A 17,304-nucleotide genomic window follows, 5' to 3' on the forward strand; every position below is an offset into this window, starting at 1 on the left:
GTAAGATCGTAAGAGATTATACCATTTTAGCAGGAGAGAATGATATCGACTTTAGAGGCATGGCCAATGGAGTATATGTGGTTCAGTTTGTAAGTGAGAACAGAACTTCAACTCATAGAGTCATACTAGATCAATAAAACGAAGAGAATAATCTTCTAAACAATAAACACCCTTCTTTTGTAAATCAAAAGAGGGGTGTTTTTTATTAATCATTGACAGGAAATTGTATTTTTACAGAAAACTGAGGCAACCTATGAATAATGTCCATTACATAAGTAGTGAATTATTGGATCTTCCTACGCTTAAAGATATATTACATCTTCAAAAGAAATTAGCACTTTCTGAAGAATCCATACTAAATATAAAAAAATCTCACAGCTATCTAGAAACAAAACTTAAAGAGGCTTCAAAACCTGTCTATGGTATCAACACTGGCTTTGGTTCTTTATGCAACGTAGAAATATCTCAAGAAAATCTATCCAAACTTCAAGAAAACTTAGTAATGTCTCATGCGTGTGGGACTGGTGATTTAGTGCCTCAAATTATTGTTAAATTAATGCTTCTTTTAAAGGTTCAATCACTAAGTTATGGTAATAGTGGAGTACAACTTGAAACCGTAGAACGATTAATTGATTTTTATAATCATGATATTTTGCCAGTCATTTATACTCAAGGAAGTTTAGGTGCTTCAGGAGATTTAGCTCCATTGGCGCATTTGTCGTTACCTTTATTAGGAATGGGAGAAGTTTATGTTGCGGGTAAAATTATAGCTTCAGAAAAAATATTAAAAAAACACGATTGGAAACCCATTGTGCTTCAGGCTAAAGAAGGACTGGCACTGCTAAATGGCACCCAATTCATGAGTGCTTATGGAGTATATACATTGCTAAAAAGTCATAAATTATCTTATTTGGCAGATGTCATTAGTGCAGTTTCAATTGATGCTTTTAATTGTAATATGAGTCCCTATAATGGATTAGTGCACCTGGTTAGGCCTCATCGAGGACAGGTAAAGACGGCAGAGCGTATTTTAGAGTTGCTGGATGGAAGTGAAATTGGATCCTCAGAAAATAAAATGGTTCAGGATCCATATTCTTTTAGGTGTATTCCACAGGTGCATGGAGCTTCAAAAGACACCATTGTTTTTGTGACCAAAACATTTAAAACAGAGATCAACTCCGTAACAGACAACCCTAATATTTTTGTAGGTGAAGATTTAATTATTTCCGGCGGAAACTTTCACGGGCAGCCACTTGCTTTAGGATTAGATTATCTGGCAATTGCCATGGCAGAACTAGGAAATATAAGTGAAAGACGTACTTTTCAGTTGGTTTCAGGGTTAAGAGGTTTGCCAGATTTTTTGGTGAATAATCCGGGATTGAATAGTGGATTTATGATTCCGCAGTATACAGCAGCGAGTATTGTAAGCCAGAATAAACAATTTGCGACACCGGCTTCAGTAGATTCTATCGTCTCTTCCAATGGTCAGGAAGATCATGTAAGTATGGGTGCAAATGCGGCCACTAAATGTTTAAAAGTGGTTGAGAATATAGAAACCATTCTTGCAATAGAATTAATGAATGCTTCGCAAGCATTGGCGTTCAGAAAACCTGAAAAATCTTCAGAATTTATAGAACAGTTTCTAAAATCATATCGTGAAGTTGTGCCTTTTGTTGAGGATGATCGTTTGCTGGCAAATGATATTCATGCGTCTGTTGCTTTTATTCAGAATATGGAAATAGATAATGAAATCCTTTTTTGAAGTTTTATTTAATAGCTTTTTTTAGCTTCTGAAAGCAACTCTACTACTATTCTCTTTCAGCCAATATATTTTAAAAACGATACCCAACCAAAAATCCGCCTTTAAAAATGCATTTGGTGAATCATTTGAATCTAACAGATAGCGACCCGCGCCTGCACTAAGTTCAAATACAAAACCATTGTTGCTTATCCATTTTTGTCCAATAGCTAATCCTATAGCTGTATCAAACCAATCCTCTAGCTCCATATTTCTTTTTTTTTAGAAAATATTGACGGTAATACGGCATAAAAGCAAATTTTTGACATTCACTGAAGCTCTCATCAAGACTAAAAATTATGGCGGCACCAGCAACAGAATATTTGCTAATTACATATTCATAGTTAATTCCAATATTGGGGATTGCTAAAGTTTCAAGCCTGTCAATACGGAGATCATGTTTTCTGTTTAATGTATCTTGAGTAGGTATTTCGTCTTCCTGAGAAAACGTGAGTGAACTGAAAATTAATACAATGACAAAAATAGGTATTTCAAAATGGTTGTTTCTAATAAAAAAATAAGTTCGAATAATTATGCTATTTTCTTATTTTTTAGCTACAATCTTAACAATATTTACAATGACTTCAATAGCTTTTTGCATACTCTCTACAGGTACATACTCGTAGCGACCATGAAAATTGTGGCCACCTGCAAAAATATTTGGACAAGGAAGGCCCATAAAGCTTAATTGAGACCCGTCAGTTCCTCCACGAATAGGTTTAATAATTGGTTCAATATCAGCATCCTTCATGGCTTGTTCTGCAATATCAACGATATGCATCACCGGTTCTATCTTTTCACGCATATTAAAATATTGATCTTTAATTTCTACGGTAATGGCTTCAGTTTCATATTGTGAATTCAATTCATCTGCTAATTTCTGAATCATTTCTTTTCTGGCTTCAAAATGCCCTTTATCATGATCGCGAATGATATATTGAAGTTTGGTGCTATCAACTTCACCATTGATACTATACAAGTGGAAAAAGCCCTGTCTATCCTCGGTGTGTTCTGGAGTTTCCAGTCGGGGAAGCGAATTAATAAAGTCTGTAGCAATATACATGCTATTGATCATCTTTCCTTTTGCATATCCGGGATGGACAATTTTTCCTTTTACCGAAACCACAGCTCCTGCTGCGTTAAAATTTTCGTATTCTAGCTCGCCTATCTGACTTCCATCCATCGTATACGCCCAATCTGCACCAAATTTTTCTACATCAAATTTATGAGCGCCCCGACCAATTTCCTCATCTGGAGTAAAACCTACGCGAATAGTACCGTGTTTTATTTCGGGATGTCGAATAAGGTAATCCATAGCTGAAATAATTTCTGCAATACCCGCTTTATCATCGGCTCCTAAAAGTGTGGTCCCATCTGTGGTAATCAGTGTTTGTCCTTTATATAAAAGCAAATCATCAAAATCATCTGGTGACAAGACAATATTCTGATCTTCATTTAAAACAATGTCTTTTCCGTCATAATTTTCAATGATTTTCGGATTGACATTTGCACCTGTAAAATCAGGCGTAGTATCAAAATGAGAAATAAATCCAATGGTTGGAACTTCATAATCCAGATTACTAGGTAAGGTTGCCATGATATACGCATTTGCATCAATAGTTACTTCCTGCATTCCTATTTGTTTCAATTCTTTGACCAGTGCATTGGCGAGATCCCATTGTTTTGCAGTACTTGGAGTTGTGTTGCTTTCTGGATCACTTTCGGTATCAACCGTTACATAACTTATAAATCTTTTTATGAGGTCTTCTTTATGAATCATTGAATTTTTGTTATCGTTAAAAACTTGTTGTACAAATTTAAAAGATTAGCCTAAATCTTTACGGCTTTACCCTTATTTTTGCTGAAGATTTTTTTAATCATGTACAAAACACTTATTCGTCCCCTATTATTCACTGTTGACCCAGAAAAGATACACCATACTATATTTAAAAATATCCGGTTTTTTAATAAAATAGGTTTTTCTATAGTTTTTAAAGGAATGTACGCAGTAGAAAACCCAAGATTGGAACGAGAACTTTTCGGATTAAAATTTCCAAACCCTGTTGGTTTAGCTGCAGGATTTGATAAGGACGCAAAATTGTACAGAGAGCTTTCCAACTTCGGATTTGGCTTTATTGAAATTGGAACTGTAACACCAAAGCCACAAGAAGGAAATCCAAAGAAACGATTATTTAGATTACCGGAAGACAGTGCATTGATTAACCGAATGGGTTTTAATAATGGAGGTGTAGAAGCAGCAGTTAAAAGGCTTAAGGGTAACCCTTCAGGAAAAAACCATGTACTTATTGGAGGCAATATTGGAAAAAACAAAATAACCCCAAATGAAGAAGCTGTAACCGATTATCTTATTTGTTTTGAAGCATTATTTAATTATGTCGATTATTTTGTGGTAAATGTGAGTTCACCTAATACTCCTAATCTAAGAGCGCTTCAGGATAAAAAGCCTTTAACTTATTTACTGAAAACCCTAAAAGATAAAAATTCAGAAAAAAAAACACCAAAACCTATCCTTCTAAAAATAGCTCCAGATTTGACAAGCGAACAATTACTAGATATTATTGATATTGTTTCAGAAACAAAGATTGACGGAGTAATTGCAACAAATACCACAATTTCAAGAGAAGGACTTACTTCAGCCAATCAAACTGAAATGGGAGGATTAAGCGGGAAGCCTTTGTCGAAAAGGTCCACAGAAGTAATACGTTTTCTGCATACTGAGAGTAAGGGCGCTTTTCCAATTATTGGCGTTGGAGGAATTCATACTGTGGCAGACGCATTGGAAAAAATAGAAGCCGGAGCAAGTTTGTTACAACTCTACACCGGCTTTATATATGAAGGTCCTCAATTGATTAAGGACATTAATAAGGCGTTGCTTAACGCTTAATCAATTTCTTGGTAGTAATATTATTTTTAGTGTCGGTTGCTCTTAAAAGATAGACCCCAGAATTTAAATTAGAAGTATCTATAGAGGTCTGATTGCTAATATTTCGTGTAATATTCATCACTCGTGCCCCTAAGACGTTATAGATCTCAATATTCTTTAACTGAATAGCATTTGTTTGAATGGTAATTTTATCTGTAAATGGATTGGGAAAAACACTTACGGTAACCTTGTCATCAATATTATTCGTGCCAAGGATATTTGATAGTTCGATGGTCATAGTCCCAATTTTTTCCGAAGAAAAAGGAGCAGTCCCTCGTGCATCTGCTATAGGAGCTTTAGGATTCGTATCACTATTAGCAGAAGTATAATCTGAACCACTGTCTGTTCCTGCGTCTAATGGGTACACATCCAAAACAATTGATTGTTTCCATTCACCATTAGTGTCTAAAAGAGAAACGCCATCAATAGCGATCATCCAGTCTGGACTTGGAGCGATCATGGATAGCAATGTTAGCAATGGGTAGTCCTCGGTTGTTGTAACTTGATCTATAACTATTTGGCCGGCTGCGGTTCCTAGCGCAGGGCCATTAATTGACTGATTTGAATTTCCGTTTGAAATCGCTGTGTTAACTTCAGAAAAGAATGCGGTGTTCGAACCTTGCTCTGCGATGTTCTCCACTCCTGTGGTAGCAGTTTCACCTACAGTATAAAAAGAAACATTATCATTGTGTGTAGCTCCTACTAATCTTGACCAATGCGCACTAGAAGGTAAATTTCCACTAGAATGAGGATGCGTAGCTTGTGACCAGGTACTTTCAAAAGTAATCTGATAGGTAGCTGTAGATTGTCCAAAGGACACTAAAGCTAAAAGTGAAAACAAAAATAGAAAAGTAATTTTTTTCATGTCAACTAATTTAATACCTATAAGACGTCAAATTTCGTGCCTTCTTACATAAAAAACGCATATTTTTAAAAAATGTTTGAAATAATATTGTCTTTTACGCTTGCAACCTTAATTTTAGCATTATCTCCAGGGCCTGACAACATTTATGTCCTTACACAATCGCTCGTAAATGGTGTAAAAAGTGGTATTGCCACAACTTCGGGTCTTATAAGTGGTTGTATCGTACATACGACATTTCTCGCATTTGGGATTTCTGCAGTGATCACAACTTCGGAAACTTTATTCTACGCCATTAAAGTAATTGGAGCAGCATATTTACTGTATCTGGCATTTAAAGTCTTCAAAAGTGATGCTCAGGTTACTTTTTCTGAAAATGCTCCTAAAAAATCTAATTGGTCTCTCTTTAAACAAGGAGTAATAATGAATTTGGTCAATCCCAAAGTAATGATTTTCTTTTTGGCTTTTTTTCCTGCTTTTATTTGGGATAACGAAGGGAATACAGTGATTCAAATTTATATATTAGGAATTACCTTTATGGTAGTTTCATTTATTACATTTTCTACCATAGCCTTATTGGCGGGGAGTATTTCTGGATATTTAAAAAGAAATAAAAACATAGGAATTATTTTAAAATGGTTACAAATAATTGTATTTATAGGTATCGCAGTATTTATTCTAGTTCCTTAAAAAATGTAGAAGGTATTCTTTTTTGAAACTTGGTAAATTGTATCTTTGAAAGTGATGCAAAAAGTGAAGATCATAGAATGTCCTAGAGACGCAATGCAAGGAATTAAAGATTGGATTCCTACCGAAAAAAAGGTACAGTATATTCAATCCTTGTTACGTTGTGGCTTTGATACGATTGACTTCGGAAGTTTTGTATCTCCAAAAGCTATTCCGCAGATGGTTGATACTGCCGAGGTGTTAGCAGAACTCGATCTTTCAACAACGGAGAGTAAATTACTGGCTATTGTTGCCAATCTTCGTGGTGCTGAAGCTGCTGTGAAACATAAGGAAATTCAGTATTTAGGGTATCCATTTTCAATTTCTGAAAACTTTCAGATGCGAAATACACATAAAACTATTGATCAGTCTATTGTATTGCTTCAGGAGATTTTAGAACTTTCAGAAAAGCATAACAAAGAAGTGGTTGCGTATTTATCTATGGGCTTTGGCAATCCGTATGGCGACCCGTGGAATGTGGAGATTGTAGGTGAATGGACCGAAAAACTTTCAGCAATGGGAGTCAAAATACTTTCCCTGAGTGATACCGTAGGAACTTCGACTCCCGAAATTATCGACTATCTTTTTTCAAATCTAATTAAAACGTATCCCCATATAGAGTTTGGGGCTCATTTGCATACCACACCCACTGCTTGGCATGAAAAGACAGATGCTGCCTATAAAGCAGGATGCAGAAGGTTTGATGGGGCAATTCAAGGTTTTGGAGGGTGTCCCATGGCAAAGGATGAGCTTACTGGTAACATGCCCACCGAAAAAATGCTAAGTTATTTTAATACCGAGAAGGTAGACAGCAATATCAATCCTATGTCTTTTGAAAGTGCTCATAATGAAGCGTCAAAGATTTTTAATCAGTATCATTAATATGAAAAAATTAGTAGGTTTAAGTGTGTTTTTTGCAACAATTATGATGAGTTGCACCGGAACTAAAGATGTAAACGGGACGGTTATAGATGATACTATTAAAGACGATGGTTTGATCACGCTACAATTTATCCAAGTGAATGATGTATATGAAATTGCCCCGTTGGGAGGAGGCTTGTATGGTGGGATGGAGCGTGTGGCTTATGTGGCAGATTCGGTAAAAGCATTAAATAAAAATTCGATGCTGGTCATGGCGGGCGATTTTTTAAATCCGTCGTTATTGGGAACGATAAAAGTTGATGGTGAGCGCTTAAAAGGGAAGCAGATGATCGATGTAATGAACGCCATGGACTTTGATCTGGTCACCTTTGGAAATCATGAATTTGATATAGGACAAGAAGACCTTCAGAAGCGATTAAATGAAAGTACCTTTCCATGGACGTCTGCCAATGTGATGGAAATTGATAAGGGTACTAAAGATTTTTTTGAGATTGAAAAAATGCCCGCTCCTAAGCCAATTCCGGAAACATACACCCGAACCTTTACAGATAAAGACGGAACTACAGTTAATGTTGGGTTTTTCAGTGTAACGGTAGCTTCTAATCCGTTAGATTTTGTACATTATAAAGAACCTGTAGCATCTTCGGTACAGGCTTATAATTATCTAAAAGACAAAACAGATCTAATTTTAGGGTTTACACACTTAACACTTTCCGAAGATAAACAAGTAGCAGATGCTATTCCAGAATTAAAATTTATCATGGGTGGTCATGAGCACAACGCCATGCTGGTTCCACATAATAATGCGATCATAGCTAAAGCCGATGCGAATGCGAAAACGGCTTATATTCATACCCTTACCTATAATAAGAATACAGATGAATTGTCCATTGATTCTCATTTAAGAGTTATCGATGATCGAACGCCATCTGACCCTGAAGTGAAAGCCATCGTGGATACCTGGACAGCGTTGCTTGAGGAAAAGATTAAAGAAGTGATTGACAATCCGTATGAAGTTATTTATACATCTAATCCGCCGCTAGATGGGACCGATAGTGCCAATAGAAGTGTTCAGACAGATTTAGGTGATATGATTACTTCGGCCATGTTATATTCTTATAGAGATGATGCGGATGCAGCGATTGTAAATGGTGGTTCTATACGTATTGATGATATGCTGCCAAACAATGTGGCGAGTATGGATATATTTAGAACCTTGCCTTTTGGGGGAAGTATCGTAAAAGTAAAAATTACGGGTGCTTTATTAAAAGAGGTTTTGGATTACGGAAAGCAGAGTAGGGGAACAGGGGCTTATTTACAATACCATAATATTTCTGAAAACCCAACCTATGGTTGGAATATAGGAGGAAACGAGATTGATACAGAGCAAGTTTATACTGTTGCTTTTAGCGATTTTTTGCTCAAGGGTTTTGATATTCCATTTTTAAATCGTGAGAATGTAGGAGTTTTGGAGGTGTATGATCCTAAAGAAAATGAATTGGCATACGATATTCGTAAAGCTATTATAAACTACCTTAAAACATTAAAATAATATGAAAAAGATTATAAAAGCCATTTTAGTTCTTGCGTTGATAGCGTTTGTAGTCATGCAATTTATTAGACCAGAAAAAAACAATGGAGGCTATGAATCGGTTATGATTTTTGAAAAGGAAACCAAGCCTTCTATAGAAACAGCTTCTATTTTAAAAGAAACCTGTTATGACTGTCATAGCGATCAAACACGATATCCTTGGTATGCAGAGATTGCGCCTGTGTCATATTGGTTAGATGAGCATATTCAAAATGGAAAAAAACATTTTAATGTTTCTGAATGGGATAATTACTCTCCAAAGAGGAAGAATCATAAATTAGAAGAGCTTATTGAAATGATTGAAAATAAAGAGATGCCTCTTGATTCGTACACTTGGATACACGATGACCTTACTGAAGAAGAGCGTGCACAACTTGTTCAGTGGGCTACGTTATCAAAGCTTCAATATAGAGGAAGATCACATATTTCATTTAAATAATTTAAAATAAATGTCTTAAGGTTATAACTTTATTTTTATTTAAAATAATTCTAAATAAACTTGTAGAAACCTAAATGTGTTTTTATTTTTGCACCTGATAAAATTAACTATTTGTAATCAGTCTAAATAAAAACAATGAATAAATTACTGCTATTTTCAGCTATCTTAATTGGTTTTACAACAATTGCCCAAACAAATCAGGATTCAATTAACAATCCTCAATTACAACAAAATGCTGCCCAACGTATACTTTCTGGTAACTACGGGAAACAGGTTACTATCGGTGCCTATGGTGAGGTAACGTATAATCAGCCAGAAGGAGATAATGGTGAATTGGATGTTCAGCGATTAGTACTCTTGCTAGGTTATAAGTTTAATGAACAAGTTCAGTTTGTAACAGAAATCGAATTGGAGCATGTTGAAGAAGTTTTTGTAGAGCAGGCTTTCGTAAATTATGCCATAAGTAATAATGTAAGTTTACGGGGTGGATTAATGTTAGTGCCCATGGGCATTGTTAATGAGTTTCATGAACCTACAACTTTTAATGGTGTAGAAAGACCCGCGGTTGATAACGCAATTGTCCCAACTACGTGGAGAGAAATTGGAGTGGGAGTAACAGGACGTTTTCCTGATGCATCGTTGAGTTATCAGGCATATATTTTTAATGGATTTCGTTCTACAACTTCAGACGGAGAAGGTGGGGCCACAGGTTTTCTAAGTGGAAGCAGCGGTTTGCGAGGTGGTCGTCAGAAAGCAATTCGATCCACAGTGGATAGCCCAACATTATCTACAAAATTTGATTACTATGGTATTCCAGGACTTCGTTTAGGACTGGCTGGATATTTTGGAAAAACTCAAGCAGAAGATGATGTTGAAGAATTAGAAGGTGCCAATATAGGTATCGCTATGGTAGGTCTCGATGCACGTTATGCCTTTAGACGATTTACGGCTAGAGGTCAGTTTATCTATGCTTCATTAAGTGATACCGAAGATTATAATGCCTTGACTGGAAGAGATCTTGGAAGTGCCTTACAGGGATACTACATCGAAGGAGCTTATAATTTATTGCCATTATCTGCAAAGCAACGTTTATTTGCCTTTGCTCGATACGAAAACTATAATACACATGCCAACACAGACGGTGCTTTAGCGGTAAACGATGCATTTAATAGAACTGATGTTACTACAGGGTTGTCATACCATATTGCTCCTGGGGTAGTATTAAAAGGAGATTACCAATTTAGGAGTAACGAAGCCGAAGGTAGTGATGTAGACGACCGACTTAATTTCGGAATTGGAGTTTGGTTTTAGTGAGCCAGCAAATCTTTGATTTGCGTAGGTGAATTAATCCTAAACAAACCTACCGAGTTTCACGATACCAGTTAGAAAAATCTCTTACAATAATAGTGTTGTAAGAGATTCTACTGTTGGGTTCAGAATGGCATCGAATATTATGGACTTAATGTATATTAGTAATAGTAAGAATTTAAATACCTTTGTAGTATGATAAAAAAGTTGTTTTTTCTCTTCGGAATATGTTTCAGTTTGGTGTCATTTTCAATCCCCGAAAAGATTGAAAAGAAAGCAGATAAAGTAATTTCAAAGTTTCTGGATACTGAAAACTTTCAGAAAAAAACCATTACTATTTCTGAAGCGCTTGATAAAAAAACAGCTTCAGAATTTACCAATGGAAATCTTTTTAGTATCTCCTCCAAAGGAAGTATTGTAGGGTATGGGTACATTGGAAATGCACCAAGTAAGACAGCCACGTTTGATTACCTTGTGCTTTTTGATCCCAATTTTATCATTACCAAAAGTAAAGTATTGATTTATCGTGAAGAATATGGAGGCGAAATTGGAAGTAAACGTTGGCTGCAACAATTTGACGGTGAATCTTCAAAATCTTCAGAATTAAAATACAATCAGGACATTATTCCAATAAGTGGTGCGACGATTTCGGTACGCTCTATGACAAAAGCGATGAATAATCTCTTGCAAAGTATTGCAGTCTTACAAAAGGAAAAAGCCCTATAATGCAATTTCACGGCTTAATCCATACATTTCCAAAGCATGTAAAGCTTTTTATCGCTGCATTTGTCATTGTATTAAGTATAGGATATATAACTGGATTATTATTTGTTCGTCAGACTGAAGCTACGACACCAGACGGTATCGAAGAAAACTATTTGGGAAATGAAGATTCCGAAGAACTTTCAGTAATGAAATTTGAAAAAGGGGACCGTGAAATGTTGACCATACTGCATACGCACATTTTATCAGTTTCTTTTATCTTTTTCTTTTTAGGAGGCCTTGTTGCAATGACTTCGCTACCTAAAAAACTCAAATCTTTTTTAATGATTGAGCCATTTGTTTCAATCATACTAACCTTTGGTGGTATTTATTTTATGTGGAAAGGGATGCTTTGGATGAAATGGATTGTGATGATTAGTGGTACGTTGATGACAGCTGTTTTTGTTGTTTCGGCTGGGGCGGTGTTGCTTCAGTTGTTTAAAGAAAGATAATTTTCTATATTACATAAAAATTGATACTATGAAAAATCTTTTCCTTTTATTTCTAGGATGTTGTATGTTTTCTTCTTGTGGTTCAAAAAAAGAAACATTAACCACTATTAACCGTGAAGCTAATCGGTCTACAGTAAATATTGATCCTTTTTTTGACATTACAGAGAATGCCCCAGACGACACCTATGGTCTAATTGGAGAAAATCCGGTAAAAGTTGGAGGTCAAAGCCCTAGCAACCAAAGGCGGTATCTTGCCTCACTTGCGGGACCAGAGGGAGAAATAGTGAGTTTTAATAGAAAAGGAAGTTGTTGTGCTTATAAAAGTGAAAACGGATTTAATGGTTCCGCACTGGTAGATGTATATGAAGTCACTTATGAAGGCCTTAAAAAACCAATAAATATTTATATTAGTTTTTATGATTTAGAAACATTATATATTCCAAAGGGCTTTACTAAAAGAATGTAGCTTTAGTATTGTTCTTTATTCATAATTTTTAGTTGTATATTTGCACGCAATTAATCAGTAATCACTTTCGGAACTTCGAGAGTTAAATTAATTGCGATGACTGCACACAATGAAAAAATTCTAGGAGAAGGCTTAACATACGATGACGTACTACTAGTCCCTGCTTATTCTGAAGTATTACCTAGAGAAGTTTCTATTCAAACAAAATTTTCAAGAAACATTACATTAAATGTTCCAATTGTTTCCGCAGCAATGGATACCGTGACCGAAAGCGCCATGGCCATCGCAATTGCCCGTGAAGGCGGAATTGGTGTGCTTCATAAGAATATGACTATCGAACAGCAGGCTGCAGAAGTTCGTAAAGTGAAACGTGCCGAAAGCGGTATGATACAGGATCCGGTTACGCTCAAAAAGACAAATACAGTAGGAGATGCGCAAAGCACGATGCGCGAATACAGCATTGGTGGTATTCCAATTACAGATGATAATGGAAAATTAATTGGAATTGTAACCAATAGAGATCTGCGATTCGAAAAAGACTATGCACGTCAGTTAAGTGATATCATGACTACTGAAAATCTCGTTACGGTGGCGCAAGGAACCTCCTTGAAAGAAGCAGAAATCATTCTTCAAAAAAATAAAATCGAAAAATTACCGGTGGTTGATGACCACGGAAAGTTATTAGGACTCATCACCTTTAGAGATATTACAAAATTGACTCAAAAGCCTACTGCTAATAAGGATAGCTTCGGAAGACTACGTGTAGCCGCAGCATTGGGAGTTACAGGAGATGCTGTTGAAAGGGCTGAAGCTTTAGTGCAAGCACAAGTGGATGCCGTGATTATTGATACGGCCCATGGCCACACAAAAGGAGTTGTTGCAGTTTTAAAAAAGGTTAAAGAAAGATTTCCAGAATTGGACGTAGTGGTAGGAAACATTGCTACTGCCGAAGCTGCACAATATTTAGTAGATGCCGGCGCAGATGCCGTAAAGGTTGGGATAGGGCCCGGATCTATTTGTACTACCCGTGTGGTAGCTGGAGTCGGTTTTCCGCAGTTTTCTGCTGTATTGGAAGTTGCTGCTGCCATCAAAGGAAGCGGAGTTCCAGTCATTGCAGATGGCGGAATTCGATACACAGGAGATATCCCAAAAGCAATTGCTGCCGGTGCCGACTGTGTGATGTTAGGATCCCTCTTAGCGGGAACTAAAGAAAGCCCTGGAGAAACAATAATCTACGAAGGACGTAAATTTAAATCCTACAGAGGAATGGGATCTGTGGAAGCTATGAAACAAGGTTCTAAAGACAGATATTTTCAGGATGTAGAGGATGATATTAAAAAGTTAGTCCCAGAAGGTATTGTGGGTCGTGTTCCGTATAAAGGTGAATTACTAGAAAGTATGACCCAATTTATTGGCGGACTAAGAGCAGGGATGGGCTACTGTGGTAGTAAAGATATTGCTACGTTAAAAGAAAATGGTAAGTTTATAAAAATCACTTCTTCTGGAATCAATGAAAGTCATCCGCATGATGTGACCATTACAAAGGAAGCTCCTAACTATTCAAGGTAAAATAAAAACACCCTCAATTTTGAAGGTGTTTCAACGGGTGATTATGTATTGAAGTTAGCTAATGGTAAAAGTCAGATATCTATAAAAATTGTAAAAAAGTAAGATTACTCTTCTTCTTTAACCGTAATACCAAGGTCTTTTAGAACTGCCAGAGTTACGTCATAATTAGGGTCAATATAGACAACAGTTTCTGTCACCTGAAGAATTTGCGTATACCCTTGAACCGAAGCAACTTTTTCCAGAGAGCTCCCTATTTTAGTATAAAGTGGTCCAAGTTCCTCTTCCCTTTTTAAGGCTAAAAGCTTTGTTCCATTTTGCTGAAACTTTGTAATTTCATTTTCATAAGCCATAATAGTATCCTGCTTTGCCTTTTTCTGTATAGGAGTGTATGATTTTTCATCTTTTTTGTAGGCTTCAATCAAAGAATTATAATCAGAAAGCCTCTTATTGAGACTCTCGTCTAATTGTACTCCATACGCTTCAACATTTTTTTGGACAGTAGAAAGTTCTGGCATCTTTGAAAGTATATAATCAATATCTACAGTGCCAACTTTAGATTGTGCAAAACCGCTTACACAGATAAATAATACAAGAGTTTTTAAAAATTTCATTTTTCAGGATTTAATAATTGTGTGCAAAAATACTATATTTTGCACGGTTTAAAGACGTGTTATTCGTAAAGATGTGACAATTATATTATTTAATCAGAAAATACCTGTCCGCGATGCGGTTTTAGTTGTTCTCTAAGACGATCCATATGTTCTTTTTCAACCACTAGATAAGCACTACAATTCATTTCTGAAACTTTTTGGATATCACAAATAGTATGCTGCAAGCCTTCAGCTTTTACAAATTCTTTTAAGTGAATTACGTGATGCTTTGCTGTTGGAATTGCTGTAGGGCCTCTAAAATCCCAAATAAGTTTGATTCGCTCCATTACTCTTTATGATAAACACTTATATTATTTTCAGCAAAATTTTTAAAATCAAGTAAATACTGTTTAGACTGCTTTTTAAAAGCCCTAGGCATAAGAAATCCGATTATTTTCATCATAAAAGAATTAAATTTAAATTCACTTTCAGAAATCCATTTTGTATGTGATGCGTCTATTTCTTCAAAAAAGTTTTTTTGAATAGTATGAACTCCTTTAGCATCGTAGCTAGCATGAAATTCATCTGGAAAATTATTTTTAATAATAGTTTCAATAAGTATCATATCACGCTTCCCCATTTTATACTGTAATTCCATTGTTGCTCCATTTTCTCCGGGAGTTCCGCTTAAGAATTTGTAGTCAACTAATCCTTTCTGCCAGTGTTTCATGTTTTCAGGATTATCAAGTTTTTTTATGACCTCGTTTTTGGGAAGATCAATACGTATATCAATACTGTAGCGCATAGTAACTAATTTATGAATGCAAGGTACATTTTTTTGGTATAATAGATGTTGAGGGTACTTCGTTAATACTATTGCAAATGGACATTAATTAGGCTTGTGAAACGGTATGATTTTGTTATTTTTGCGCTGCTTCAAATGAAAATAAATTATATGAAAATAAATTTAAAAATGTTCCTCTTTTTCCTAACGGTGGGAGTCACATTGGCTAGTTGTGGTCAAGAGAAAAAGGACGTGTTAATGACAATAGATGGATCTCCAATCTATGCTTCAGAATTTAAAAGAGTTTATAAGAAAAATTTAGATTTAGTAAAAGATGAATCACAAAAATCTGTGGATGCATATCTTGATCTTTTTATTGACTATAAACTTAAAGTAGCAGCTGCTTATAGTGAAAATCTACATGAAAAAAGCTCTTTCAAAATCGATTTTGAAAAATATGAAGAGCAGTTATCAAGGGATTATATTTATGAAGATAAGGTAACTGAAGAAATTGTAAAAGAAGCTTACGATAGAAGTATGTATGAAATCGAAGCATCTCATATATTGTTGTTGCTTGATTATACAGCTACTCCTCAAGACACACTTGAAGCTTACAATAAAATTAAGAATATACGACAAGAAGCTTTAGATGGAAAAGATTTTAAAACATTAGTTAAAAAGTATACAGAAGAACCGGGAGGAGCAGAAAGAGAAGGGTATTTAGGTTATTTTAGTGCATTTGCAATGGTATATCCTTTTGAGTCTGCAGCATATGCTACAAAAGTTGGAGAGTTTTCAGAGATTGTAAGAACCCAGTTTGGGTATCATATCTTAAAAGTAACCGATAAAAGGAAACGGTTACCTACCATAAAAGTATCTCACATCATGGTTGCTATAAAGGGAGATAGTACAGGAGTGAAATCTGAAAAAAAAATTAAAGAGATCAATGAACTTTTAGAGCAGGGAGAATCTTTTGAGAGTCTGGCAAAACAATTTTCTACAGATAAAGCTTCTGCAAAAAATGGAGGGGAACTTAAACCTTTTAGAAAGGGGATGTTGCGCGCTCCAAAGTTTGAAGAAGTTGCTTATTCTCTAAGTAAAAAGGGAGAGCTCTCTGCTCCATTTAAAAGTTCTTTTGGATGGCATATCATACAATTTGATAGTGTACTGCCAGATCCTTCTTTTGAACAACAGAAAGCTGAGTTGCAAGAAAAAGTTAGAAGTGGAGATCGCTCAAAAATTATTGTATCAACTACGCTGCAAAAGATAAAAGATCAGTTTGGGTTTTCAAAAAAGAATGACTACATGCCTATTTTCCTTGAATATTTAGGCGATTCTATACAGAATAGAAGAAAACAATTTAGACCTTTTCCAGCTTCCGAAGAAAAAGCACTTTTTAGTATTGGGGATAGAACTGTTAATTTTTCTGATTTCGACACCTATATTAAAACGAATAAATTACGGTATAAAATTCTTAAAACACCTGTAGAAACTCTTACAAACCTTTATGATGAATTTGAAACTAAGGAAGTAAAACGTTATTTTAAAAATAATCTCGAGAATACGAATGAGGAGTATGCCGGTGTTATTAGTGAATACAGAGATGGATTGCTTATTTTTGATGTAATGAATCAAAATGTCTGGACTAAAGCTAAAAACGATACTATTGGTCTGGAAAATTACTATAATACACATATTGACGAATATCAATGGAAACAACGTGTTAATGCGACAATCGTCTCCAGTAGGTCAAAAGACATCGCTCAGGAAGTTATTACGCTTTTCGAAAGTAATATGGCTATTGAAGAAATAAAAGCAGCACTAGCAAAACAAAATAGTGTCATTGTTGTTACAGAAGGCTTGTTTGAAGTAGACTCAAAAGAATTGCCAGAAAATTTTAAAGTTTCTCAAGGGGTTTCAAACATATATGCTGTTGAGGATTCTTTTGTAGTGGTAAAAGTTAATGATATTGTGGTACCTTCAGCGAAAGAAATTGATTTGGTAAAGGGAAGAGTAATCAATGCTTACCAAAATGAACTGGAAAAGAAATGGTTAACATCACTACGCGAAAAATATTCCGTAGAAATTAATGATAAAACATTAAAAAAAATCAAGAAAGACCTAAAGTAAG

At 35.5% G+C, this 17,304-nt stretch carries 19 protein-coding genes; 13 read left to right on the forward strand and 6 right to left on the reverse strand.

Going from position 1 to position 17,304, the window contains the following annotated elements; translation table 11 throughout:
- The first annotated feature begins 23 nt into the window (after positions 1-23).
- Both ACFQO1_RS04615 and hutH read left to right on the forward strand, forming a co-directional pair.
- Positions 24-137, forward strand: coding sequence for a T9SS type A sorting domain-containing protein (locus ACFQO1_RS04615; RefSeq protein ID WP_380217219.1), 114 nt, complete (start codon positions 24-26; stop codon positions 135-137).
- Between the two features lie 116 nt (positions 138-253).
- Complete coding sequence (gene hutH / locus ACFQO1_RS04620) at positions 254-1,762, forward strand: histidine ammonia-lyase (RefSeq protein WP_380216808.1); 1,509 nt, start codon at positions 254-256, stop codon at positions 1,760-1,762.
- Positions 1,763-1,783: 21 nt separating this feature from the next.
- Here hutH and ACFQO1_RS04625 read toward each other — a convergent pair whose 3' ends face one another.
- Positions 1,784-2,008 carry a hypothetical protein gene (locus ACFQO1_RS04625; RefSeq protein WP_380216809.1) on the reverse strand — a complete coding sequence of 75 codons (225 nt, stop codon included), beginning with the start codon at positions 2,006-2,008 and terminating at the stop codon, positions 1,784-1,786.
- Between the two features lie 334 nt (positions 2,009-2,342).
- Positions 2,343-3,578, reverse strand: a complete 1,236-nt coding sequence (gene pepT, locus ACFQO1_RS04630; protein ID WP_380216810.1) for a peptidase T — start codon at positions 3,576-3,578, stop codon at positions 2,343-2,345.
- 99 nt (positions 3,579-3,677) lie between these two features.
- On the opposite strand from pepT, the gene ACFQO1_RS04635 reads away from it, so the two are divergent.
- Positions 3,678-4,703 carry a quinone-dependent dihydroorotate dehydrogenase gene (locus tag ACFQO1_RS04635; RefSeq protein WP_380216811.1) on the forward strand — a complete coding sequence of 342 codons (1,026 nt, stop codon included), beginning with the start codon at positions 3,678-3,680 and terminating at the stop codon, positions 4,701-4,703.
- Here ACFQO1_RS04635 and ACFQO1_RS04640 read toward each other — a convergent pair.
- The gene (locus ACFQO1_RS04640; protein ID WP_380216812.1) at positions 4,693-5,607 is read right to left on the reverse strand and encodes a T9SS type A sorting domain-containing protein; all 915 of its coding nucleotides are present in this window, start codon (positions 5,605-5,607) and stop codon (positions 4,693-4,695) included. The genes ACFQO1_RS04635 and ACFQO1_RS04640 overlap by 11 nt on opposite strands.
- Before the next feature lie 72 nt (positions 5,608-5,679).
- Between ACFQO1_RS04640 and ACFQO1_RS04645 the strand changes: the two genes are divergently transcribed.
- The 9 genes from ACFQO1_RS04645 to guaB all read left to right on the forward strand — a co-directional run bounded on the left by ACFQO1_RS04645 (position 5,680) and on the right by guaB (position 13,799).
- Positions 5,680-6,294, forward strand: a complete 615-nt coding sequence (locus ACFQO1_RS04645; RefSeq protein WP_380216813.1) for a LysE family translocator — start codon at positions 5,680-5,682, stop codon at positions 6,292-6,294.
- Between the two features lie 54 nt (positions 6,295-6,348).
- The gene (locus ACFQO1_RS04650; protein WP_380216814.1) at positions 6,349-7,212 is read left to right on the forward strand and encodes a hydroxymethylglutaryl-CoA lyase; all 864 of its coding nucleotides are present in this window, start codon (positions 6,349-6,351) and stop codon (positions 7,210-7,212) included.
- Position 7,213: 1 nt separating this feature from the next.
- A complete protein-coding gene (locus tag ACFQO1_RS04655; RefSeq protein ID WP_380216815.1) occupies positions 7,214-8,764 on the forward strand; it encodes a bifunctional metallophosphatase/5'-nucleotidase in 1,551 nt (516 codons plus the stop codon).
- 1 nt (position 8,765) lies between these two features.
- Positions 8,766-9,242 (forward strand): heme-binding domain-containing protein, encoded by a 477-nt coding sequence (locus ACFQO1_RS04660; protein ID WP_380216816.1) that lies wholly within the window; start codon positions 8,766-8,768, stop codon positions 9,240-9,242.
- A gap of 135 nt (positions 9,243-9,377) precedes the next feature.
- Positions 9,378-10,553: a porin gene (locus tag ACFQO1_RS04665; RefSeq protein ID WP_380216817.1), complete on the forward strand. Its 1,176-nt coding sequence runs from the start codon at positions 9,378-9,380 to the stop codon at positions 10,551-10,553.
- A 192-nt stretch (positions 10,554-10,745) separates the two neighbouring features.
- Positions 10,746-11,276, forward strand: coding sequence for an FMN-binding protein (locus ACFQO1_RS04670; RefSeq protein ID WP_380216818.1), 531 nt, complete (start codon positions 10,746-10,748; stop codon positions 11,274-11,276).
- Positions 11,276-11,764 carry a hypothetical protein gene (locus ACFQO1_RS04675; protein ID WP_380216819.1) on the forward strand — a complete coding sequence of 163 codons (489 nt, stop codon included), beginning with the start codon at positions 11,276-11,278 and terminating at the stop codon, positions 11,762-11,764. The genes ACFQO1_RS04670 and ACFQO1_RS04675 overlap by 1 nt, the downstream gene beginning before the upstream one ends.
- 28 nt (positions 11,765-11,792) lie before the next feature.
- A complete protein-coding gene (locus ACFQO1_RS04680) occupies positions 11,793-12,230 on the forward strand; it encodes a hypothetical protein (protein WP_380216820.1) in 438 nt (145 codons plus the stop codon).
- Positions 12,231-12,326: 96 nt separating this feature from the next.
- Entirely contained in the window at positions 12,327-13,799 is a 1,473-nt protein-coding gene (gene guaB, locus ACFQO1_RS04685) for an IMP dehydrogenase (protein WP_380216821.1), read from the forward strand.
- A gap of 104 nt (positions 13,800-13,903) precedes the next feature.
- On the opposite strand, the gene ACFQO1_RS04690 is transcribed toward guaB, so the two are convergent.
- From ACFQO1_RS04690 to ACFQO1_RS04700, 3 genes are all read right to left on the reverse strand, one after another.
- On the reverse strand, positions 13,904-14,410 hold the full coding sequence (locus tag ACFQO1_RS04690) for an OmpH/Skp family outer membrane protein (RefSeq protein ID WP_380216822.1): 507 nt from the start codon (positions 14,408-14,410) through the stop codon (positions 13,904-13,906).
- 89 nt (positions 14,411-14,499) lie between these two features.
- Positions 14,500-14,736 carry a hypothetical protein gene (locus tag ACFQO1_RS04695; RefSeq protein WP_380216823.1) on the reverse strand — a complete coding sequence of 79 codons (237 nt, stop codon included), beginning with the start codon at positions 14,734-14,736 and terminating at the stop codon, positions 14,500-14,502.
- Entirely contained in the window at positions 14,736-15,194 is a 459-nt protein-coding gene (locus ACFQO1_RS04700) for an SRPBCC family protein (RefSeq protein WP_380216824.1), read from the reverse strand. The genes ACFQO1_RS04695 and ACFQO1_RS04700 overlap by 1 nt, the downstream gene beginning before the upstream one ends.
- A gap of 150 nt (positions 15,195-15,344) precedes the next feature.
- On the opposite strand from ACFQO1_RS04700, the gene ACFQO1_RS04705 reads away from it, so the two are divergent.
- The gene (locus tag ACFQO1_RS04705) at positions 15,345-17,303 is read left to right on the forward strand and encodes a peptidylprolyl isomerase (RefSeq protein ID WP_380216825.1); all 1,959 of its coding nucleotides are present in this window, start codon (positions 15,345-15,347) and stop codon (positions 17,301-17,303) included.
- Position 17,304: the final 1 nt, after the last annotated feature.

Source organism: Jejudonia soesokkakensis, assembly GCF_042664795.1.
GTDB lineage: Bacteria > Bacteroidota > Bacteroidia > Flavobacteriales > Flavobacteriaceae > Jejudonia > Jejudonia soesokkakensis.